Below are 19,932 nucleotides of genomic sequence, written 5' to 3' on the forward strand. Positions count from 1 at the left end.
CTGGGTGATATGCAAAAGGGGGAGCGAACAGAAGATGTTCGCTCCCCCTTTTTTATGTTGATGGCGGCGGTAGGCTCGCGTGGGATTTAGTCGAGGATCAGACAGCTATCGCCCGCATTTTTCAATTGGCTGCACAGATTGACAGCATCGGCGCGGGTCACAAAGGCGCCAGCGTATAACATGGTCAATCGGCCATTGGCGGTGAAAATGGGTTTGCGGCGCGCAATGTCGGGGTAGCGCGCGCTAAGCTGTGCCCACATGCGCCGCGCATTGTCCGGCTGGCTAAAGGCGCCCAATTGCAAACGCCATGGGCCGCTTGCCGCAGCGGGTTTGGCGGCGGGCTTTGGCGCAGGTTGGACCGGTGGGGAGGCGCGCTGCACAGGCGGTGCAGGGGGCGAAGCTGGGGCCAGCATGACTTCCGAAACGGACGCGTTGGGGGCAGTGCCAGTCGATGGCGGTAAGTCGATGATTTTCGGCTGGGAAGGCGGGCCTTCCGGCGCGGCATCCACCGTGGCGGATCTGGGTTCTTGAGCCATCGTAGGATTTGGCGCTGGGCTCGGCATGCTCACGCGGGGTTCGGGCAGGGGCGGCGGTGTATAGGTAACGCCAGCCTTGGGGCGCGAGGGCGGCCGCATTTCCGGCTCGATCAGCTCCGCCGCATCCAGATTGGACTTCAGGGTCGATGGCGCAAGGTCGACCATTTGAATGGGCGCAGCGGGCGCGACGCCAGAGCGCGTGCTGTTTTGGGTGTCGCCCGATGATGCCGTGCTGGGCGCGGTGTTGAGGGCGCTGCGCGCCAATTCTTCGTCGCGGATCAATTGTGGGATCATCGCCAATCCTTGCTGCCGCTGATCTTCGGGGATGAGGCTGTCGAGTTCCGCCACACGGCTGGCCGCCAGACTGAGGCCAGTTTGGCTGGCGCGCACGGTCAGCGCATAGGCGCGAGGCCAGTCTTGTGCGGCCAAGTCGCCGTTAAAATGTGCGGTGCCGAGCAAAAATAAGGCGCGGGCTTCGCCGCGTGCCGCGGATTTGCGGATATAATGCATGGCGGTGCCGCGCTGGCCAGATGCAAAAAGGATCAGGCCCAGATTGTCTTCGGCCTGCAAATGGCCTTGGCTGGCGGCGCGGCGGTACCAAATTTCAGCCATCGCAATATCTTGAGCCACGCCGCGCCCCAATTTATACGCTTGGCCCATGTTGAATTGGGCGTCGGCATTGCCGCGTTCGGCCAAGGGTTGCCATGTACGAACGGCGGCTATGTCATCCCCCCGCCGCCATGCATCCGCGCCAGCCAACATGTCGCTATTTGGGACCTGTGCGATCACCGGCGATGCCGCGACAAGGGCGAACCCCAAGCCTAGGGCGGCGACGCTATGATTCAACAGGCGGCGGTGTGGCGGCATGACATGCTTTCTGGATGCGTGGATCTGACCCGAACAGACTGGCAAATCTGTGCGTAACAATCGGTGCGGCGGCAATGGTTATTTTCCCGTTATACAAATATACTGAACGTCAAAAAGGAAGCTATTCTTGCGGTTATAGCGTCTTTTCAGCAGTTTGGCTTGCCTCTGCTCTGTTAACCCAAAATTAGCAAGCATCGTGTCAGCTTTATCGCCTTGATCAGGCGGAGAGGCGTGCTGTGCGGATATTGGCTTTGGCATCACAAAAGGGCGGGTCGGGTAAGACGACCTTGGCGGGGCATTTGGCGGTGCAGGCGCAGCTTGCTGGTGCCGGACCCGTGGTGTTGATCGACATCGATCCCCAAGGGTCGCTAGCAGATTGGTGGAATGAACGGGACAGCGATCTGCCCGCCTTCGCCCAAACCACGGTCGCCCGCTTGGCGACGGATTTGGAAACCTTGCGCCAGCAAGGTTTTAAATTGGCGGTGATCGATACGCCGCCCGCTATTACCATGGCGATTCAAAGTGTGATTTCCGTGGCCGAATTGGTGGTGGTGCCGACGCGGCCCAGCCCGCATGACTTGCGCGCCGTTGGGGCCACAGTCGATTTATGCGAACGGGCAGGCAAGCCGTTGCTGTTTGTGGTGAATGGCGCAACCCCAAAGGCGCGCATCACGTCCGAAGCGGCGATTGCTTTGTCACAGCATGGCACCGTGGCCCCCGTGACCTTGCACCACCGCACCGATTTTGCTGCATCGATGATCGATGGCCGCACGGTGATGGAGGTGAACCACAAAAGCCGCTCGGCTGCGGAGGTTGAGGCTTTGTGGACCTATGTAAACGATCGATTGGAAAAGAATTTCCGCCGTACCATCTTTGCTGCGCCAGCGATGATGCAGGCCGGACATGTGGGCGCGCGTGGCAATGGTGGCTTTGGCCGCCGCGTTGCCAGTTAAAGGAGAGGGGGCATGATGAGTGAACCCAAAGCATTTGCGTCCTTAAGTGCAGGCCTGTTGGCGCGAAAGGGCATGGCGCGGCCGGCCATGCGGCGGCAAGGGGCAGCTAGCCTTGGCGGGCAAATTTCCGGTGCACCGATGGGTGGGCAGGATGATCTTGGTTGGAACGACATGGGTTTTGACGTGAACCCTGCGGCTAGTCATGCGGCTCCGACGATGGATTTAAAGCAATTGCTGGCTGGGTCGGTGATGGCTGCGGAGGATGACGCCATGGCGGGCGATGGCCGTGATGACGGCGCGGCCGTGCCCGAAGTCGTCCGACAACAGGCGGAATTGGCGAAACGAATTTCTTCACAATATGGATTAGATAATGTAGGTAATGATCTGCAAAATAATCAGAAATTAAATTCAAAGAAAATTACGAAGCGTCCAAACACGGTTGCGGCGAAGGGGGGCAGGAACGCGGCGGCACAGGTGTCGACGTCCGAGGCGTTGCCTGAGGTGCTGGACGTGCGGGCGCGGGACAAGGCGGCATTCACCCTGCGGTTGGATGCGGAACGCCATTTGCGTTTGCGCTTGGCCAGCGCCGTGCGCAACCAGTCATCGCAGGCGATCCTGACAATGTTGTTAGATGATTTCCTTGCATCTGTACCGGAAATAGGCGATTTAGCGGGACGTGTTTCGGCAGTGCCGCCAGCGCGAATGCGGGTGCTGCGCTGAATCGATGCCTATGGGGGGGCAAAGATGATCTATAACCGCCGGGTTCAGTTCGTCATTTCTTCGATGGTGGCTGGTGCCATATTGACCGGATGCGCGGGCTTGCCTTTTGGCGCGCGGTCATCGGCGCGCAGCGCGGGTGATGCACCGTCGGCCTATGCCAGCCGTTCTGCCACCAGTCCATCAGATGCGCAGGGCGTGTCCGGCGGGACGGAAAATTTCGTCGCGGCACATGACGATGCACGGCAGGCGCAATTGTTGCTGCACGGCGGAAAAAGCGGCGAGGCGATTAAATTTGCCGAAGCAGCGGTGATGGCCGCACCGCACAATGGGGAAAATCGTCTGATATTGGCGCAGTCTTATATGATGGATGGTCGGTTTTCCGCGGCGGCATCGGCTTATGAAGATGCGCTGAAACTGACCGAATTTCAAAGTGATAATATCATAAGCTATGCGTTGGCGAAAGTCGCCGAGGGGGACCGTGCGGGCGCGGTGGAATGGCTGGCGGGGCATGCGGCCCGCTTGTCGCCGTCGGACTTGGGGCTGGCGCTGGCGCTGGCGGGTGACCATGATGGGGCCTTGTTCGTGCTGGGGGAAGCGGCGCGCCGCAGTGACGCCAATGCGCAAACACGCCAGAATTTGTCTTTGGCCTTGGCCTTGGCGGGGCGCTGGGCGCAGGCGTCCTTGGTTTCGTCACAAGATTTGCCCGCCAACCGCGTAAAAAAGCGCATGTTGGAATTTTCCGCGCTGGCATCCGCACCAGATAAGGCCACGCAAATTGCCAGCGTGATGGGTATTAGGCGGAGCGGCAATGCAGCCATGCCTGCTCGCTTGGCTTTGAGAAATTTTCCACAAGAAAATAGTGTGATGCCGAGTATAGGTGCGATAACAGGTGAAGATGTGAAATTCGCGTCGGCACTGATGGATAGTTCAGCTTTGGACGCTTCGCCTATGGCTGTTCCGGCCTCTGGCGATGCCGCATTGGCGTTGGTCGGGGAGCACGAGGTCTCCGCGCCGCCGCTGGGCCATCGTGCCGTGGCGCGTGGCGACACGGAGGCCGCATCGCGCCCATTGACGCCTGTGGTGGCGGAGGCGCTGTTTGCGGACCATGATACTGTGTCGACTATGCGGATGGGCGCGGATGGCGTGGCTGGCACATGGGCCGTGCAAATTGGTGCATTGGACAGCGCGGCCAATGCGCAGCGTTATTGGGGCGAGCTTAATCAGCGTAGCCGCGTCATCGCACAGCATCCGGCCTCCAGTCACCGCGCTGTGATCGGACGGCGTGTCTATTATCGCCTGACCTTGGACGGCATGACCAGTCAGCGCGCCGCGCAATTGGTTTGTGATCGCTTGAAGGCCGAAAATAAAGGCTGTTTTGTACGCCGTATGACAGGGCAGGAACAGCGGCTTTGGTCGACCAATGGACGCGGAGCCAAATTAGCAAGCCGTTAAAATGATTGCAAATCAGTTTATTGGTATCGGTATTTTATATTAATTCTAGTTTTTCTTACCAAAAAGGGCGCAGGATGAATGTCCCGCGCCTTTTTTGGTGATTTGACCGTCGCTTAGCGGATACGCTTGCCACCCTTGAAGATCATGGTGGCGCGCCCTTGGACGGGCATGCCGTCAAAGGGGGTGTTGCCAGCATAAGCGGCCATTTTCTTGGCATCCATTTTCCAAGGCGTGCCTTCGTTGATCAAGATCAAGTCGGCTTCTGCCCCGATGGACAGGTGACCCGCATCGACGCCCAGCAATTTGGCGGGATTGGCGGCAAGCAGGTCAAACAAGCGCACGGCGTTGATATGGCCATCGCGGACCAGCTGCAGGCCCAGCGCCAGCAGGCTTTCTGCGCCCGCCATGCCTGGCAATGCTTCGGCGAAGGGGAGGCGCTTATCCTCTGGCCCACGTGGGTCGTGGCCGCTGGACAATATGTCGATGGTGCCGTCGGCAATGGCGGCGAGGCAAGCGGCGCGGTCATCCTCGCTGCGCAGCGGCGGCGACAGGCGCGCGAAGCTGCGGAAGCCGCCAATGGCGGTTTCGGACAGGAATAGATGCGCGGGGGTGATGCCGCAGGTCACGGGCAGGCCCTGTGCCTTAGCAGTGCGGATCATGTCCAGCGCGCGGGCGGTGGTGACTTGGCGGAAATGCAGCGGTGCGCCGGTTTGTTCGACCAACAACAGGTCGCGCGAAACGGCGATAGCCTCGGCAATAGAGGGGGCAGACGATAGGCCAAGGCGCGTCGCCATTTCGCCGTCCGTGGCGACACTGCCAGCGGTAATTCCTTCATCTTCGGCATGGGTGATGGTGGTTAGGCCAAGGCTGGCGGCGTAGCTGAGCAGGCGGCGCATGACGCCGCTGTCGGCAATGCGGTCGCGCCCCGTGGCAACGGCGCGCGCGCCTGCTGCTTTCATCAGGCCGATTTCCGCCATTTCGCGGCCCGCCAAATTTTTGGTGGCGGCGGCGATGGGGTGGACCCATAAATCGGGTTTTCCGCCCTTGGCTGCGCGTTCAACAAGGCCTGCGCTGTCCAACATGCCGCTGTCGGGCATAAGGGCAGCGCGGGTGATGCCGCCGAAGTGAAAAGCGGGTTTGTCAGTCGCAAAGACGCCCAGATCAATGATGCCGGGGGCCAGCCATTGGCCCTGTGCGTCAATGATGTCCGCGCCCTGTGCTGTGGGGACTTGCGCGGCATCGCTGTTGATCGCGCTGATGCGGCCTTGATCGACGCTGATGCTGCCAAGCTCGCCGCCCATCAGGCGGGCGTTGTGAATAGTGAGGGGCTTCAGTTCCATCCGGACACCTTGCGCTTGCGGCGGGTTAATATGTCGAGGCAAGCCATGCGGACGGCGACGCCCATTTCAACCTGCTGTGTGACCACCGAACGGGTGGGGTGATCGGCGACAATGCTGTCAATTTCCACGCCCCTGTTCATCGGGCCGGGATGCATGATAATCGCGTCTTCTTTGGCCAATTCCAATCGCTTGGGCGTGAGGCCGTAAAGTTCATGATATTCGCGGGCGGATGGCAGATAGGCCCCGTCCATGCGTTCATTTTGCAGGCGCAGCATCATGACAACATCCGCGCCCTTAATGCCTTCGTCCATGTCGGTGAAGACCTGCACATGCATGCGTTCGATGGCGGGGGGTAGCAGGGTGGCGGGGGCGACAACGCGCACTTCATTGCCCAACAAAGTCAGCGCCAAAATATTGGAACGGGCGACGCGGCTGTGCAGAACATCGCCGCAAATGGCGATGGTCAGCCCCTCGACACGGCCTTTGTTGCGGCGGATGGTTAGCGCATCGAGCAATGCTTGGGTCGGATGTTCGTGGCGACCATCGCCCGCGTTGAGGACGGGGCAGTCGACCTTGTCGGCGATCAATTGCACTGCGCCGCTGCTGGCGTGGCGAATGACAATGGCGTCGGCGCGCATCGCATTCAGCGTCATGGCTGTGTCGATCAGCGTTTCGCCCTTTTTCAAGCTGCTTTGGGCGGCGTTCATATTGACCACGTCCGCGCCCAAACGCTTGCCCGCAATTTCAAAGCTGAGCAGGGTGCGGGTGCTATTTTCGAAAAAGGCGTTGATGATCGTCAGGCCCGCCAAGGCATCGTCATGTTTGGCGGCGCCAGAGCGGTTCATTTCCACCCATTGTTCGGCAGCGTCCAAAATGTAGGAAATTTCCCACGGGGTGAGTTGAGCGATGCCGATTAAGTGACGATGCGGAAAGGCATCGCCGCCGGGCGGATAGTCGCTGGCGGGTCGAGGAATATGGCTGTTCATTAAAGCCATGCCTTTAGGCCGAGATTGCGATTCCTGCAAGGCTTGCCAGTGTTTCGGCGGGCACAACAGGTTCGGCGATGAAGAACCACCAGATCAGCGCACCGACTTGAAGGACACATAGGAAAATCATCGTGCCGCGAAACGGTTGTTTCTGGGTTTTGTGGCGAAACAGATGCGACGCCAACAAGCCGCCCAATGCGCCGCCCAGCGCCATGATGCGCAGCAATCCGCGTTCGGACATGCGGCTTTTGCCGGATAAGGCACGTTGTTTATCGAACCACATGCCGAAAAAAGCGGCGGCGCTGAGGATCGCGAACCAGTAGAGAATGATATTATTGTTCATGGTTGGATTTCTATGTTGGAAAAAAGCGTGTGTGGCAATGCGCAGGTGATTTTGCCCCGCTCATCTTTGCGCCCATGCTTATGCCCGACGTGATGGATGCCGCCATGATGATGGCCGGATAGCGCCGCAGAATGCGTACGCCCAAGGGCCATAGCGCTCGCAGAAAGGATTTATAAGCGAGGGACGGATTAATCTTTGTGATTCCGGTGCTGGCAAATCCCATCGGCTAGACTAGACTGGCTAGTTAAGTCGTTGATCATGAATGTTGATGTAATTTATGAGCGTGGATTCGGATAAATTTGTAGGCTTATTATCAGCGACGCTGGTTGAGGCTGAAAATATTGAGCAGTTGGTGCGGCCTTTATTGGTCCTGCTTCAGCGCGTCACCCAGTTGCACAGCGTGTATCTGACACAGGTGCATCATGACGCGGCACAGCAAGAAATTCTATTTTCGTTGAACAGCCAGACCATGGAAATACCCGAAGGGTTGAGCGTGCCATGGGAAGATACGCTCTGCCGCCGTGCTTTGGAGCAGGGACAAGCGTTTACGGATGATGCCAGCCAATGCTGGGGTGATAGCGAAGCCGCCCGAGCCTTGGGCATTTGCACCTATGTGTCGACGCCCATTTATTATGAAGATGGCATATTATTTGGAACCTTATGTGCCGCCAGCGATGAAGTGTGCCAGCTCAGCGCGGAAGGGCAAGGGACAGTGTCCTTGTTCGGGGCGCTGATCCAGCAATATGTTCAGCGCGAGAAATTGATCGAAGAATTGCGTCAAACCAATTTGTTGTTGCAGGCGCAATCCTATCGCGATCCGTTGACAGATCTGCCCAACCGCCGCTTGATTTTGATGGAGTTAAAGCGGCTGGTGGCGTTGGCCCAGCGCGAAGAACGTTCCGTCTATGTCGCCTTCATTGATTTGGATGGGTTCAAGCAAATTAATGACCAATATGGGCATGAAATTGGCGATGCCTTTTTGGTCCGAGTGGGTCTGCGACTGGCCAAGGGTATCAGAAGCCATGATCTGGTTGGCCGGTTGGGCGGCGACGAGTTTGTCGTGGTGGCGATGGGCGGACCGCAAGATGGCGACCCGCATCCGCATATGGCCCAATTGCATGATCGTTTGGCCGATTTGATCAAAGGACAGTTTGATCTGGGAACGGTCCGTCTGGATTACCCCGGGGCCAGCATTGGTATTGTCCATGCGGATATGGATGGGTGTGAGCCCGAAGATTTGCTGCGCCGTGCGGATGCGGCGATGTATTTGGACAAACATGCCCGAAAGGCCGCGCGGTCATAGAGGTTGCGTAGGGGGCAAAGGCGTTGGCCCCCTATGTGCATAATATCATGATCTATCCGACCATCGCGTCAAGCGCGCCTTGCAAGATGAAGGCAGCGGCGGCGCTGTCGACGCGTTCGGCGCGTTTGGCGCGGCTGATGTCGGCGGCGATCATCGCCCGTTCGACGGCAGCCGTGGACCAGCGTTCGTCCCACATTAAAATCGGCAAACCCAGCACTTCGCAATTTTTGGCAAAGGCCCGTGTGCTTTGGGTGCGCGGGCTGTCGGTGCCGTCCATGTTCAGCGGCAGGCCGATGACCAAACCGGCGATTTTTTCTTGGACGATACGTTCGCGCAGGATCGCCAGATCGACGGTGAATTTTTTGCGGATGATCGTTTTATCCGGCGTCGCAAAGGCCCAACCCGCGTCGCAATAAGCAACGCCGATGGTCTTGGTGCCGACGTCCAGCCCCGCAAGGCGGCCACCATCGGGCAGGGCGTCGTAAAAATCGAGCGCGGACGAGGTAATCATGGGCGAGCGGTCACTTTGCGGGCATCTGCTTTACGGGCGGGGGCCTTGGGGGCGGATTTTAGGAAAGTGTCGAGGCGGCGCAGGGCGTCGGCGCGCAGGTTCGACCAAAATAGCGTGATATCATAGACATGATAATTATTGCCCGGCAATACATAGCCGGAGACGACATAGTCTTTGGCGATATGGGCGTCGCCGATCAGCAACAAGCCGGTGTTCGCGTCGCAGCGCGCGCCGATTTTTCCGACGAACAATTGGCCGGAACGAAAATCCTGACTGGGTTTCAGCGTGCCGATATTTTGGCTGGCATCCGCCACAGTGTCGGGAATACCCGTGATCGGATTGCTGCACAGCATGGCCGATCCATTGCGCGGGCGTCCGTCAAGGCCGATCGTGCTGTCATAAGCATCCAGCACCATGGTTGGGTCTGCGGGTTCCGCAAAGGTCAGATAGCTGATGACACAGCCTTTTTCTTCGGGTGTTTGGCAGGCGGGCATGCCCAGCTTGGGCAGATCGGTTTCGATGCTGATCGGCCAGCCAATGGCGTAAACCGCCGCGATGCGCTTGGTGAGCGGGGTTCCTGCGATGCGTTTGTTGAGCAAGGTGATGAGGTGCAGCGCGCCTTGACTATGGCCGACAAGGATGATCGGCTTATGGGGGTCTATGCCCGCCAAAAAGGCGTCAAAGGCTTGTTCAATGTCCAGATAGGCGGCGGCGATGGCCTTGTCGGCATTCACGCGATCTTTGGCCAAAAAGGCCCCCATGGTCGCTTGGCGATAGCGCGGAGCCCATGTTTCCCCTGCATCCGCAAAGGCGCTGGCCATGCCGCGCACGAACAAATTGGCGCGGTGGTCGGCATCGCGGTCGGCCAAGGGGGCGTTCCATGACGAGCGGCTGTAATAGCTGGTCGGATGGACGAAGAAGACGGCTGCTGGGCCAGCGGGGGGCAAGGGAATGTTGCTATTATGCGGGTCAGTGAGCGGCGGCGTTTTGCTGGGCGGCGTGGCGGCGGTGCTCGCCCCTTGTTCGCCATCCGTAGGGGCGGCGGCGTTGGCGGCGTCCCCTTCGGCGTCGGCGGGGGTGGGGCGCCAGTCGGCAGGGTTGTCCGTCATGCCCGGCTTGGCCAGCCACAAAATGGCATTGTCATAGGCGTTAGGCTTGGGGGCTTCTTGTTCGACAAATTCGGTCGAGGGCACCAGCGCGGTGCGCGCCAGCCAGCCTGGGAAAAGCTGATAGACCATGGCGGCGCCAAGAATGAGGAAAATGATCGCAGCGATGAGGTAAAGAAATTTGCGGGCCAACGCGCGCTCCCAAGCAAAATAATCAAGCGAAAAGCAATGGCGCTTCTGTAGCCCCCTATGCTTTGGAAAGTCGAGGGCGGGGGTGCATTTTTTGCGTGCGATAGATTGGGCTTGCGCGGTGAGGCGATTTGCTTTGCAATGTCGCCATGACAGATCAGACAGAAAATTCCGCTGTTGGCGTGACTGGCCCCGTGGATAAACTAGCGGGGCGGACTGGCGATCAGGCTGGTGGCCGGACTGGACATGCTTGGCCAAAAATGAGCGGTTTTGAGGCGGCGCGGCTAGATGATGCGGATGACGCATGGCCGATGCGGCCATGGATTTTGGCCGCCATTTGCGCGGTGGCGGGGCTGGCCTTTTATCACTTGGTCGAAGGCACATTTACCGCCCGCAACAGCGCGGTGACAGCGGGGTTGGCGGCCTTTGTTGCGGTATCCAGTCTGAGTTTTGCGCTGGGTGTCGAGCGCCGCCGTTGGACATGGGCGGCAGGATTTTCGCTGTTTTGGGGCGCGGTGATTGGCTTTATTATGTGGCGCATCGCGGGATATGCCCATGACGGCCACTATGGAGCTTGGCCGGTGTTTTCGGCCATTTTGGCGGCGCTGATTGCGACACCATTTTTCCAGACGCGGCGCGATGTGGCGGCGGATAGGCGATATTGGAAATTGTGGCAATTGCCCTATGCACGGCTGCACAATCATGCGTGGAATGATGCGGTGATTGGCGCGGCGGGCGTGGTGTTTGCGGGTATCACTTTGTTGTTGTTGCTGTTGATTGGCGGCATGTTCAACACCATCGGCATCAAATTCATCTCGAAGTTGATGGAAGAAGGCTGGTTTATTGCGCCGCTGGCGGGCGCGGGATTTGGCGGGGCTGTGGGCTTGCTGCGGGAGCGCGACCGTTTGGTATCGGTGATGCAGCGGTTGGTGATGGTGACCTTGTCGGTGCTGGCACCCGTGTTGGCGGTGGCGGCGGTGATGTTCCTATTGTCGTTGTTGGGCACGGGATTGGGTCCATTATGGGCATCGGGCTTTTCCGCGTCAGTCATGATGTTGCTGGCCGCTGTGGCAGCGGTGCTGCTGGCCAATGCGGTGATCGGTAATGTGGCCGAAGACAGCGCGCGAAACCCGATTTTGCTATATTGCGCGGCGGTGCTGGCGGCGGCGGTGTTGCCCTTTGCGGTGATTGCGGCGGCGGCGATGCTGATGCGCATTGGCCAATATGGCTGGACGCCCGAGCGTTTGTGGGGCGCGGTGGCGGTGCTGGTGGCGCTGGGATATGGCGTTATTGGCGTTTATGCGGTGGCGCGTGGGCGGGCGGGATTTGCAGCGGTGCTCCGCCCGTTGCAACAGATATTGGCGATTAAGGTGATGGTGCTGGCGGCGTTGCTGGCACTGCCCTTGGTGGATTTTGGCGGGGTGTCGGCGCGCAGCCAAGTGGCGCGTCTGAAAAGCGGAACGGTCAGTGCCGAGGAATTTGACTGGACGGCCATGGCCTTTGATTATGGTCCGACTGGCCGCACGATGTTGCAGCAGATGGTGGATGGCAAGGCTGGGCCGAAGGGGGCGTGGGGGCAATCCGCCAAAGCGGCGCTGGCGGCGGATAATCGTTGGAGCAGCCGCAATGAAGTGAAGGCGGTGACATCCACCCCGCTGGAACAGCGTATGCGCATCTTGCCCGATGGCGCCGCGATGCCCGATGGGTTGGTGGCCAAGCTGAAATCCGATCGCGTGTGCGAGAGCAGCTATATGTGTGCGGCCTATATTGTGGCGGACAATCAGGCGATTATCCTGTCGCAATATGGCGAGGGGCATAGTGTGACGCAGCAATCCTATGTCAAAAATGAAGCGGGGGCGTGGCGCGCGGACTTTCAAGAGCCGGGCAGGGCGTCCGATAAGCAGCCGGATTTGAAAACGGCGGATATTCGCTTGGAAACGGTGACCAGAAAGCAATTGTTGGTGGATGGGACGGCCCAGCAACTGTTCGAATAGGCGCGAATAGCAATGCATAAAGCGTTGAACAGGCATTTTTGGGCGGATTCGCGTTCGATGATGTGTATCGAAACTTGATGAAGGCGGGTCAGGGTGCTAGCGGCGCTCTATCTCCCGCAAAGGCAGGACAAAATGGCAATCGATCAGGCAACTGTGAAGAAAATCGCATCCCTGTCGCGCATCGCAATCAGCGATGACGAAGCGACAGCGATGGAAGGTGAATTGAACAACATTCTGAACTGGGTTGAACAACTTAGTGAAGTGGATGTGACGGGCGTGGAACCGATGACGGCGGTTATTCCCAATGTCTTGCGCTTGCGCGACGATGTGGTGAATGCGGACCCGTTAATTGGTGGCAACCGCCGCGACGATATTTTGGCCAATGCGCCCGCCGCGCAGCACGGCTTTTTCGGTGTGCCAAAGGTAATCGAATAATGACCGATTTAACGAATTTAACAGTCGCTGGCATTCGCGACGGCCACCGTGCGGGGGAATTTACCGCTGTCGAAGTGGCAGAGGCGTTTAATGCCAATGTGGCGAACGCCAAGGCGCTGAACGCGTTTATCGTGGAAACGCCGGAATTGGCCTTGGCCGCCGCGCGCCAAGCTGACGCGGACCGTGCGGCTGGCACGTTGAAGCCCTTGTCGGGCGTGCCCTTGGGCATGAAGGATTTGTTCGCCACCAAGGGCGTGCAGACCACCGCCGCCAGCAAAATTTTGGAAGGCTTTGTGCCGCCCTATGAAAGCAGCGTTTCCCAGAAATTATGGGATGCGGGCGCAGGGATGCTCGGCAAGCTGAACCTGGACCAATTTGCCATGGGTTCGTCGAACGAAACCAGCGCCTTTGGCAATGTGATTTCGCCGTGGCGCCGCACTGGCAGCGATACGGCCTTGGCCCCCGGTGGTTCGTCGGGCGGTTCGTCCGCCGCCATTGCAGCGCGTCTATGCCCTGCGGCGACCGGCACCGATACCGGCGGTTCGATCCGCCAGCCAGCGGCCTTCACGGGCATTTCGGGCATTAAGCCGACCTATGGTCGCTGCTCGCGCTGGGGCATTGTGGCCTTTGCTTCGTCGCTGGACCAAGCTGGTCCGATGGCGCAAGACGTGCGCGACTGTGCGATCTTGCTGGAAAATATGGCTGGTTTTGATGCCAAGGACGGCACCAGTCTGGACCTGCCTGTGCCCAATTGGGAAGCCGCTTTGTCGGGCGACCTCAAGGGTAAGAAGGTCGGCATTCCCAAGGAATATCGCATCGAAGGCATTGATGCCGAAGTCGATGCGATGTGGGAAGCGGGCGTCGCCATGCTGAAAGATGCGGGCGCAGAGGTTGTCAGCATCAGCCTGCCGCACACCAAATATGCCTTGGGCGCTTATTATATCATCGCCCCTGCCGAAGCCTCGTCGAACCTCGCGCGTTATGACGGCGTGCGCTATGGTTTGCGCGACTTGCCCGAAGGCGCTGGTTTGCAAGACATGTATGCGGCAACCCGCGCGGCCGGTTTCGGCCCCGAGGTCAAGCGCCGTATCATGATCGGCACCTATGTGTTGTCGGCCGGTTTCTATGACGCATATTACACGCAGGCCCAAAAGGTTCGCACCTTGATTTCGCAAGATTTCATGAAAGCCTTTGAGCAATGCGACGTGATTTTGACGCCAACCGCCCCGTCGGCGGCCTTTGGCTTGGGTGAGAAAAATACCGATCCGTTGGAAATGTATTTGAACGATGTGTTCTCGGTGCCCGCCAGCCTTGCTGGTTTGCCCGCCATGTCGGTTCCCGCCGCCATCACCAAAGAAGGCCTGCCATTGGGTCTGCATATCATCGGCAAGCCTTTTGATGAGCAAGGCGTGTTAAATGCGGGTCTGGCTATTGAACAGCGCGCTGGCTTTACCGCCAAGCCTGCGAAATGGTGGTAAGATGGGGATGATCGCAGCAGCGATGAGCAACCCAATGGCATATATTGTTGCGGTTATGGGCGTCGCCCATATGGACCGCATGACATGGCAGAAGCACTGATATGAGCGATTATCGGATCAAGGGTGAAACGGGTGAGTGGGAGGTCGTGATCGGCCTGGAAGTCCACGCACAGGTCACATCAAACGCCAAGCTTTTTTCGGGCGCGGCGACCGCCTTTGGCGCAGAGCCTAACACGCAAGTGAGCCTTGTGGATGCGGCGATGCCGGGCATGTTGCCCACGCCGAACATGGAATGCATCCGCCAAGCGGTGCGGACCGGCATGGCGATTAACGCGCAGATTAACAAATATTCGCGTTTCGATCGCAAGAATTATTTCTATGCCGATTTGCCGCAGGGTTATCAGATTTCCCAGCTTTATCATCCGATTGTGGGTGAAGGTACGCTGGAGATCGAGGCCGATGAAAAGGCTGGTATTGCCGCCAATAAGGTGATCGGCGTTGAACGCATCCACGTCGAACAAGATGCGGGCAAGTTGATGCACGATCAGCACCCAACCATGAGCTATGTCGACCTGAACCGGTCGGGCGTGGCCTTGATGGAAATTGTGTCGCGTCCGGACATGGCTTCGCCTGCCGAGGCTGGGGCCTATTTGCGCAAGCTGCGGGCGATCCTGCGCTATGTCGGGTCGTGCGATGGCAATATGGAAGAAGGGTCGATGCGTGCCGACGTGAACGTGTCGGTTCGCAAGGCCGGTGACCCGCTAGGCACCCGCACCGAAACCAAAAATGTGAACTCGGTTCGCTTTGTGATGCAGGCCATTGAACATGAGGCGCATCGTCAGGTGGAAGTGTTGGAAGCGGGCGGCAAGGTCGATCAGGAAACGCGCCTGTTCAACCCCGATACGGGCACCACACGGACCATGCGCAGCAAAGAAGATGCGCATGATTACCGTTACTTCCCCGACCCCGATTTGCTGCCATTGAACCTGAGCGACGAATTTGTTGCGGCGTGCCGTGACAGCTTGCCAGAATTGCCGGACGCCAAGCGTGACCGCTATTTGGGCTTGGGCATTTCGGCCTATAATGCCGCTGTGTTGACCGCCGAAGTGGAAAGTGCCCGCTGGTTTGACGCCTTGCTGGATGCAGGCGCAAAACCTGTGGCAGCGGCCAATTGGGTGGCCAGCGAATTGTTCGGCGCGCTCAATCGCTTGGGCCGCGACATCAGCGACAGCCCCGTTAGCCCCGCCGAAGCAGCGGAGTTGCTGGGTCTGGTGGCGGATGGCACAATTTCGGGCAGCATCGCCAAGCAGGTCTTTGAGATCATGCTGGAAACCGGCGACGGTGCGGCCAAGATCGTCGATGAAAAGGGCCTGAAGCAGAATAGCGACACAGGCGCGATTGAGGCCGAAATTGCCAAGGTCTTGGCGGCCAATGCCGACAAGGTGGAACAATATAAGGGCGGCAAAGAAGCCTTGTTTGGCTTCTTTGTTGGCCAAACCATGAAGGCGATGCAGGGCAAGGCCAACCCACAGGTGGTCAATGAACTGTTGAAAAAGGCGCTTGGTTAAGAAGTGTCTTGATTAAGTTTATGCAATAAAACCGATATAGTCTTGCTGAGTAAATATGCTTGGCAAGACTATATTGTTAACTTAATATTTCCCTGTGTAATACACGGGGGGATGGACTTTGAAATATATATTGCTTGCGGGGGCGCTGTGTGCGTTTCCGATGTCTGCGGGGGCGCAGGCGATTAAGGCGCCGGAACCAGCGCGCCAATTTACCGAAGCAGAAGTGGCGGCGTTGGAACGGCCCGATACGCGTTTTGATGAAACGCCCGAAATCGCCTTGGGATATGATAAATATTTCTATTTCCACCGCGCTGACACTGATTTTTCCACTGCATTTCATGACATCAGCGAATGTGACGCGCTGTCGAGCGGAAGCAATTTTTATGGCGGTGGGGATGCTGGTATGACCAGCTATTATGCGATGCAATATGGCGTTGCTGGCGCGGCTGGCGGTGCTTTGGGGTCTTTGTTTGCGGATGCCGTATTCGGTTCTGCGGAGCGGCGAAAAATACGCCGAAACAATGTCCGCCAATGCATGGAGTATAAAGGATATTCGCGTTACGGCATGGAACGCGAGCGGTGGCAGGCCTTTCATTTTGAAGAAGGCCTTGGCCGTGTGAAGGATGAAAAGCGCACGGGCTTTTTGATGAAGCAGGCGCTGGTGGCATCTGGCCCCAAACCCGAAACTAAGGAGTTGCTGCCATGACCCGCCTATTTTGGCGCGCTGCTGCGCTGGCCTGCGTGGCCATACCGACCATGGCATTTGCCCAGCCGATTGGAGAGGCCAAAATCCTATCGGGACAGGCCGTGATCGAGACGGATAGCGGATATGTTTTCGTGACCGGACCGGAGCGACAAATGGGCACTTTGCTGCGTATGCCCGAGGCCGATGATGTCGTGCAATATGAAGAGGAATGGGCGAAGCAATTGGCCCGTGTCCAAAAAAAATATCCTAGCAAATTGGCGAGTTGGGAAAGTAAAAAGGCGGCGGCGGAGCAGACCAAAGCGAAAGTACCGGACAGGCCGATTGAGCCGACGGCCGAGAATTTCTCGATCGAACCCATTGAAGCGCGGAATGCGGTGACCTTTGGTTATACGTCAATTTATAACAAAAGCGCCACACCGCGAAGCTTTAGCTATTTGACCAAGATGAAGCCGGGTCGTTATGTCTATCACGGGCCGCTGTGGACAGGGCCAGAGGGGAGCATGGGCACCTGCTATTGCATGGGGTCTGTGGCGTTTGACGTGAAGCCGGGCGTTATTACCAACATTGGGAATTTCTTTGCTGTTGCCGCATCGGCAGGGCAATCGGCGGCGGCCGCTGTGGATATGGCGGCGGTGAATTATGATTTGCCCGCGTCGTTGCAGGCTTTGCCACATGTTCAGGCGGAATTTCACGCAAGCGGGAAATTTGATAATTTCTTTCGCGGAACCGTTGGCCGGATGCCCGCCGTTGCGGGGGTGTTGGCCTATGATCGCGACAAGGTCATCGATGCGAAAACCGGCCAGATGGCAGCAGGGATGATGGCGGCGAATGCGCCGCCGCGCACCGCCGCTGACGCTGTGACCACCACCGACGCAGGGAAGGCGGGCGAAGAGGAAGTGACAGAGCAGGTTTCGACGCAGCCCTAACCAAGTAAGAAACAAGTTTGGGAAAACCGGCGGTGGATTTCGTCCACCGCCGGTTTTTTTATATGCATGGATACGTTCCGCGCTTTCGTTCGCCTGTTGAGATGTGTTGTTTATCACAGCCTTGGTTGGCTATGCTGGGGCAATGGCTGGGCGGTGCTATGATGAAGGGGAATGAGGTTGAATATCCATATGCGTCACATGATGATGATCTTCGTCACAGGCATTTCGATGACCGGCGCATCGGCCATGGCATCCCATGCCCAAGGGTTTGACTGGGCTTTGCGCGTCAATGAAGGGCGCGTGTCGGACGCGATTTTGGCTTATGAAGTGCCGGAAACGGACAGTCAGCTTTTGTCGATGGTGTGCGAAGAGGGCGGGCAGCGCATTTTTGTGAATGTAAACGGTGGACCCAAGGATTTGCGATCCATTGGCTTGAAGGCTGGCGCGGCCAGCAAGCAATTGGCCGGACAAAGCGAATATTATGCGGAAATCGACGAAGCGCAGTTTACATCAACCGAAATATCCTCTGGCGATCCGTTGATTGCGGCCTTTGCACAAGCTGGCCGGTTGACCGTCCAGACGACCAGCGGCGAGCATGTGCTGGATGGCAGTCCGCAAGGGCGCGGTGCGGTGCAACGCTTTGTGCGCTTTTGCCACGGTTAAGACAGTCCCCAAGATGCGATAGGACAAAGGGCGCGCTGTGATGAGCGGCGCCCTTTGTCATAATGTTTTTCGTCGTTTATAGGCCTTGATCCGATGCTGTGTCGGCGGGGGCGGACCACATGCTGCGCCCTTCTTTGATGGTTTCCAGCACTTTGATCGATTTGATATCCTCGGTCGGCGTGTCGAGGGGGTTGCGGTCGAGGATAACGAAATCGGCCAAGAGGCCGGCTTTGATGCGGCCTTTGCGATTTTCTTCGAATATTTGCCATGCGGGGCCGGTGGTGAGGGCTTGTAAGGCTTGGTAGGCGGTCAACCGTTCGTCAGCGCCGCTGACAACGCCGCTGATCGAGCGGCGGGCCATGCTGGACCATAGCATGAAGCGCGTGTCGAGCGGGGTGACGCTATAATCGCTGTGATTGGAGGTGTGGAGGCCAAGCGCCGCCGCCGATTTTAGCGGGCTGATGAAGTCGACGGTTTCGGCTGGGAAGTTGCTGCGGTGAATATCGGCCCAATAATAAGTATGGTTGGAAAAATAGGACGGGCCAACGCCAAGGCGGACATAGGCGGGAAGCTGGTCTTTGCGTTGAAATTGCGAGTGGATAATGATGGGCCGGCGATTATCGGCGGCGCGCAGGCCCAATTGGTCAAATCCGCTGATCGCCATATCAATGGCGGCATCGCCATTGGCGTGAACGAACAATTGCCAGCCGCGATCCATGACTTTTTTGGCGGCTGCGGTGAAATCCGCGGCAGAGGTGACGGGCGCGCCATGCCATGGGTGATGGCCTTCGGGGCTGCCGCGCGCATAATCTTGGGTGAAAAAAGCGGTACGGGCTTGCGGTGACCCGTCGAGGACGAATTTAATCCCCTGAAGTTTGATATGCCCCTGATATTCGCCAAATTTCAGATCGTCACGCACCAGCAAATTGCTCAATTGCGATGCAAAAGGCAGTAGGGCCAAGTCGATTTTGATGCGCTGGCGGGCGGCATCGCTGGTCAAAAAGGCCAGATCAGGCGGCTGGGTCGCGCCGTCTTGGGCGTGGGTATAGCCTTCGGCGAAATAGCGTTGTTGGGCCGCCTCCAGCCCATTCAGATTATCTTGGTCACTGGCTTTGGGGGATTTGGCGATCAAGGCGAACATTGCTGTTTCCAGCAATAGACCGTTTAATTTGCCATCGGCATCACGGCCCATAATTCCGCCTGCTGGGGCGGTGCTGGCGTCTGTGATGCCTGCAGCGGCCAAGGCGGCGCTGTTGGCGACCGCGCCGTGCAGAGAGACATGCATCACCACCAAGGGATGGTTGGGAGACAAAGCGTCCAATTCTGCGCGAGTGATATGGCGTTTTTCGGTCAAAATTTCGGGGTCATATTGCCAGACCATCACCCATTCGCTGGTTGCTGGGCTATTGGCTGGGGAGGCTAGGTAGGTGCGGATAGCATCTTGTAGGGCCGCCATATTATGGACGGGCGGCAGATTTTTATTCCACAGGTCCAATCCTCGGCTGGTGTGGATGGCTGCCGAAAAATGAGAATGGGCGTCGATAAAGCCCGGCAGCATGGTTTTGCCAGCCAAATCATAGACGCGCTGGTCTTTGTCCTTGATCTTTGGGGCCTTCGCCTTGGGTCCGGCATAGATGATCTGGCCATCGCGCACGATCACCGTTTCGACCAATTGCGGTTGATCGCTATCCATGGTGATGATGGGGCCGCCGCGATAGGTGGTGGTTTCGGCCAGTGCATAGGCTGGGATGCATAAGATGCTGGCCGCCGAGCATAGCCCAAAAAGGCGCGCATATTTTGCGCGATTTGGGCTGATTGCGGCATATTTGCTATGGCTAGCCTGTGTCATCCGGTCA

Annotated in this window: 18 protein-coding genes; 11 read left to right on the forward strand and 7 right to left on the reverse strand. The window is 58.0% G+C overall.

The window, feature by feature from the left end; genetic code table 11:
• Positions 1 to 86: 86 nt before the first annotated feature.
• Positions 87 to 1,403: an SPOR domain-containing protein gene (locus LKO31_RS13215; RefSeq protein WP_227691018.1), complete on the reverse strand. Its 1,317-nt coding sequence runs from the start codon at positions 1,401 to 1,403 to the stop codon at positions 87 to 89.
• Positions 1,404 to 1,639: 236 nt separating this feature from the next.
• On the opposite strand from LKO31_RS13215, the gene LKO31_RS13220 reads away from it, so the two are divergent.
• From LKO31_RS13220 to LKO31_RS13230, 3 genes are read left to right on the forward strand one after another with little or no spacing between them, the layout of a single operon-like run.
• Positions 1,640 to 2,356: an AAA family ATPase gene (locus LKO31_RS13220; RefSeq protein WP_227691019.1), complete on the forward strand. Its 717-nt coding sequence runs from the start codon at positions 1,640 to 1,642 to the stop codon at positions 2,354 to 2,356.
• A 12-nt stretch (positions 2,357 to 2,368) separates the two neighbouring features.
• Positions 2,369 to 3,076: a hypothetical protein gene (locus LKO31_RS13225; protein WP_227691020.1), complete on the forward strand. Its 708-nt coding sequence runs from the start codon at positions 2,369 to 2,371 to the stop codon at positions 3,074 to 3,076.
• A 24-nt stretch (positions 3,077 to 3,100) separates the two neighbouring features.
• The gene (locus LKO31_RS13230; protein WP_227691021.1) at positions 3,101 to 4,528 is read left to right on the forward strand and encodes an SPOR domain-containing protein; all 1,428 of its coding nucleotides are present in this window, start codon (positions 3,101 to 3,103) and stop codon (positions 4,526 to 4,528) included.
• Positions 4,529 to 4,641: 113 nt separating this feature from the next.
• On the opposite strand, the gene LKO31_RS13235 is transcribed toward LKO31_RS13230, so the two are convergent.
• The 3 genes from LKO31_RS13235 to LKO31_RS13245 are packed head-to-tail and all read right to left on the reverse strand — an operon-like array spanning position 4,642 to position 7,197.
• The gene (locus LKO31_RS13235; RefSeq protein ID WP_227691022.1) at positions 4,642 to 5,868 is read right to left on the reverse strand and encodes a dihydroorotase; all 1,227 of its coding nucleotides are present in this window, start codon (positions 5,866 to 5,868) and stop codon (positions 4,642 to 4,644) included.
• Complete coding sequence (locus LKO31_RS13240; protein ID WP_227691255.1) at positions 5,859 to 6,854, reverse strand: aspartate carbamoyltransferase catalytic subunit; 996 nt, start codon at positions 6,852 to 6,854, stop codon at positions 5,859 to 5,861. Before LKO31_RS13240 ends, LKO31_RS13235 begins: the two co-directional genes overlap by 10 nt.
• A gap of 13 nt (positions 6,855 to 6,867) precedes the next feature.
• Positions 6,868 to 7,197: a DUF1294 domain-containing protein gene (locus LKO31_RS13245; protein ID WP_227691023.1), complete on the reverse strand. Its 330-nt coding sequence runs from the start codon at positions 7,195 to 7,197 to the stop codon at positions 6,868 to 6,870.
• A gap of 277 nt (positions 7,198 to 7,474) precedes the next feature.
• Here LKO31_RS13245 and LKO31_RS13250 point away from each other — a divergent pair, with 277 nt between their 5' ends.
• Entirely contained in the window at positions 7,475 to 8,500 is a 1,026-nt protein-coding gene (locus LKO31_RS13250) for a GGDEF domain-containing protein (RefSeq protein ID WP_227691024.1), read from the forward strand.
• Positions 8,501 to 8,552: 52 nt separating this feature from the next.
• On the opposite strand, the gene ruvX is transcribed toward LKO31_RS13250, so the two are convergent.
• Together ruvX and LKO31_RS13260 are read right to left on the reverse strand one after the other, a co-directional pair.
• Positions 8,553 to 9,011 carry a Holliday junction resolvase RuvX gene (gene ruvX, locus LKO31_RS13255; protein ID WP_227691025.1) on the reverse strand — a complete coding sequence of 153 codons (459 nt, stop codon included), beginning with the start codon at positions 9,009 to 9,011 and terminating at the stop codon, positions 8,553 to 8,555.
• Positions 9,008 to 10,309 carry a DUF3089 domain-containing protein gene (locus LKO31_RS13260; RefSeq protein ID WP_227691026.1) on the reverse strand — a complete coding sequence of 434 codons (1,302 nt, stop codon included), beginning with the start codon at positions 10,307 to 10,309 and terminating at the stop codon, positions 9,008 to 9,010. Before LKO31_RS13260 ends, ruvX begins: the two co-directional genes overlap by 4 nt.
• A gap of 146 nt (positions 10,310 to 10,455) precedes the next feature.
• Here LKO31_RS13260 and LKO31_RS13265 point away from each other — a divergent pair, with 146 nt between their 5' ends.
• The 7 genes from LKO31_RS13265 (at position 10,456) to LKO31_RS13295 (ending at position 18,076) form a co-directional block, all read left to right on the forward strand.
• On the forward strand, positions 10,456 to 12,300 hold the full coding sequence (locus tag LKO31_RS13265) for a DUF4153 domain-containing protein (protein WP_227691027.1): 1,845 nt from the start codon (positions 10,456 to 10,458) through the stop codon (positions 12,298 to 12,300).
• A gap of 132 nt (positions 12,301 to 12,432) precedes the next feature.
• Positions 12,433 to 12,735, forward strand: a complete 303-nt coding sequence (gene gatC, locus LKO31_RS13270; protein WP_227691028.1) for an Asp-tRNA(Asn)/Glu-tRNA(Gln) amidotransferase subunit GatC — start codon at positions 12,433 to 12,435, stop codon at positions 12,733 to 12,735.
• A complete protein-coding gene (gatA, locus tag LKO31_RS13275; protein WP_227691029.1) occupies positions 12,735 to 14,213 on the forward strand; it encodes an Asp-tRNA(Asn)/Glu-tRNA(Gln) amidotransferase subunit GatA in 1,479 nt (492 codons plus the stop codon). Before gatC ends, gatA begins: the two co-directional genes overlap by 1 nt.
• A 101-nt stretch (positions 14,214 to 14,314) precedes the next feature.
• Positions 14,315 to 15,781 carry an Asp-tRNA(Asn)/Glu-tRNA(Gln) amidotransferase subunit GatB gene (gene gatB / locus LKO31_RS13280; RefSeq protein ID WP_227691030.1) on the forward strand — a complete coding sequence of 489 codons (1,467 nt, stop codon included), beginning with the start codon at positions 14,315 to 14,317 and terminating at the stop codon, positions 15,779 to 15,781.
• A 118-nt stretch (positions 15,782 to 15,899) separates the two neighbouring features.
• Positions 15,900 to 16,487 carry a hypothetical protein gene (locus LKO31_RS13285; protein ID WP_227691031.1) on the forward strand — a complete coding sequence of 196 codons (588 nt, stop codon included), beginning with the start codon at positions 15,900 to 15,902 and terminating at the stop codon, positions 16,485 to 16,487.
• Positions 16,484 to 17,413 carry a hypothetical protein gene (locus LKO31_RS13290; protein ID WP_227691032.1) on the forward strand — a complete coding sequence of 310 codons (930 nt, stop codon included), beginning with the start codon at positions 16,484 to 16,486 and terminating at the stop codon, positions 17,411 to 17,413. Before LKO31_RS13285 ends, LKO31_RS13290 begins: the two co-directional genes overlap by 4 nt.
• Before the next feature lie 171 nt (positions 17,414 to 17,584).
• The gene (locus tag LKO31_RS13295; protein ID WP_227691033.1) at positions 17,585 to 18,076 is read left to right on the forward strand and encodes a hypothetical protein; all 492 of its coding nucleotides are present in this window, start codon (positions 17,585 to 17,587) and stop codon (positions 18,074 to 18,076) included.
• A gap of 76 nt (positions 18,077 to 18,152) precedes the next feature.
• On the opposite strand, the gene LKO31_RS13300 is transcribed toward LKO31_RS13295, so the two are convergent.
• Complete coding sequence (locus LKO31_RS13300; protein ID WP_227691034.1) at positions 18,153 to 19,925, reverse strand: amidohydrolase; 1,773 nt, start codon at positions 19,923 to 19,925, stop codon at positions 18,153 to 18,155.
• Between the last annotated feature and the right edge of the window lie 7 nt (positions 19,926 to 19,932).

This window comes from Sphingopyxis yananensis (assembly GCF_020687785.1).
GTDB classification, from domain to species: Bacteria; Pseudomonadota; Alphaproteobacteria; order Sphingomonadales; family Sphingomonadaceae; genus Sphingopyxis; species Sphingopyxis yananensis.

Excerpts from the sequence above, each read along its gene's own strand:
- LKO31_RS13215 (WP_227691018.1), bottom strand. The coding sequence starts at position 1,403 with ATGCCGCCACACCGCCGCCTGTTGAATCATAGCGTCGCCGCCCTAGGC.
- LKO31_RS13225 (WP_227691020.1), top strand. The coding sequence starts at position 2,369 with ATGATGAGTGAACCCAAAGCATTTGCGTCCTTAAGTGCAGGCCTGTTG.
- LKO31_RS13230 (WP_227691021.1), top strand. The coding sequence starts at position 3,101 with ATGATCTATAACCGCCGGGTTCAGTTCGTCATTTCTTCGATGGTGGCT.
- LKO31_RS13235 (WP_227691022.1), bottom strand. The coding sequence starts at position 5,868 with ATGGAACTGAAGCCCCTCACTATTCACAACGCCCGCCTGATGGGCGGC.
- LKO31_RS13240 (WP_227691255.1), bottom strand. The coding sequence starts at position 6,854 with ATGAACAGCCATATTCCTCGACCCGCCAGCGACTATCCGCCCGGCGGC.
- LKO31_RS13245 (WP_227691023.1), bottom strand. The coding sequence starts at position 7,197 with ATGAACAATAATATCATTCTCTACTGGTTCGCGATCCTCAGCGCCGCC.
- LKO31_RS13250 (WP_227691024.1), top strand. The coding sequence starts at position 7,475 with ATGAGCGTGGATTCGGATAAATTTGTAGGCTTATTATCAGCGACGCTG.
- ruvX (WP_227691025.1), bottom strand. The coding sequence starts at position 9,011 with ATGATTACCTCGTCCGCGCTCGATTTTTACGACGCCCTGCCCGATGGT.
- LKO31_RS13265 (WP_227691027.1), top strand. The coding sequence starts at position 10,456 with ATGACAGATCAGACAGAAAATTCCGCTGTTGGCGTGACTGGCCCCGTG.
- gatC (WP_227691028.1), top strand. The coding sequence starts at position 12,433 with ATGGCAATCGATCAGGCAACTGTGAAGAAAATCGCATCCCTGTCGCGC.
- gatA (WP_227691029.1), top strand. The coding sequence starts at position 12,735 with ATGACCGATTTAACGAATTTAACAGTCGCTGGCATTCGCGACGGCCAC.
- gatB (WP_227691030.1), top strand. The coding sequence starts at position 14,315 with ATGAGCGATTATCGGATCAAGGGTGAAACGGGTGAGTGGGAGGTCGTG.
- LKO31_RS13290 (WP_227691032.1), top strand. The coding sequence starts at position 16,484 with ATGACCCGCCTATTTTGGCGCGCTGCTGCGCTGGCCTGCGTGGCCATA.
- LKO31_RS13295 (WP_227691033.1), top strand. The coding sequence starts at position 17,585 with ATGAGGTTGAATATCCATATGCGTCACATGATGATGATCTTCGTCACA.
- LKO31_RS13300 (WP_227691034.1), bottom strand. The coding sequence starts at position 19,925 with ATGACACAGGCTAGCCATAGCAAATATGCCGCAATCAGCCCAAATCGC.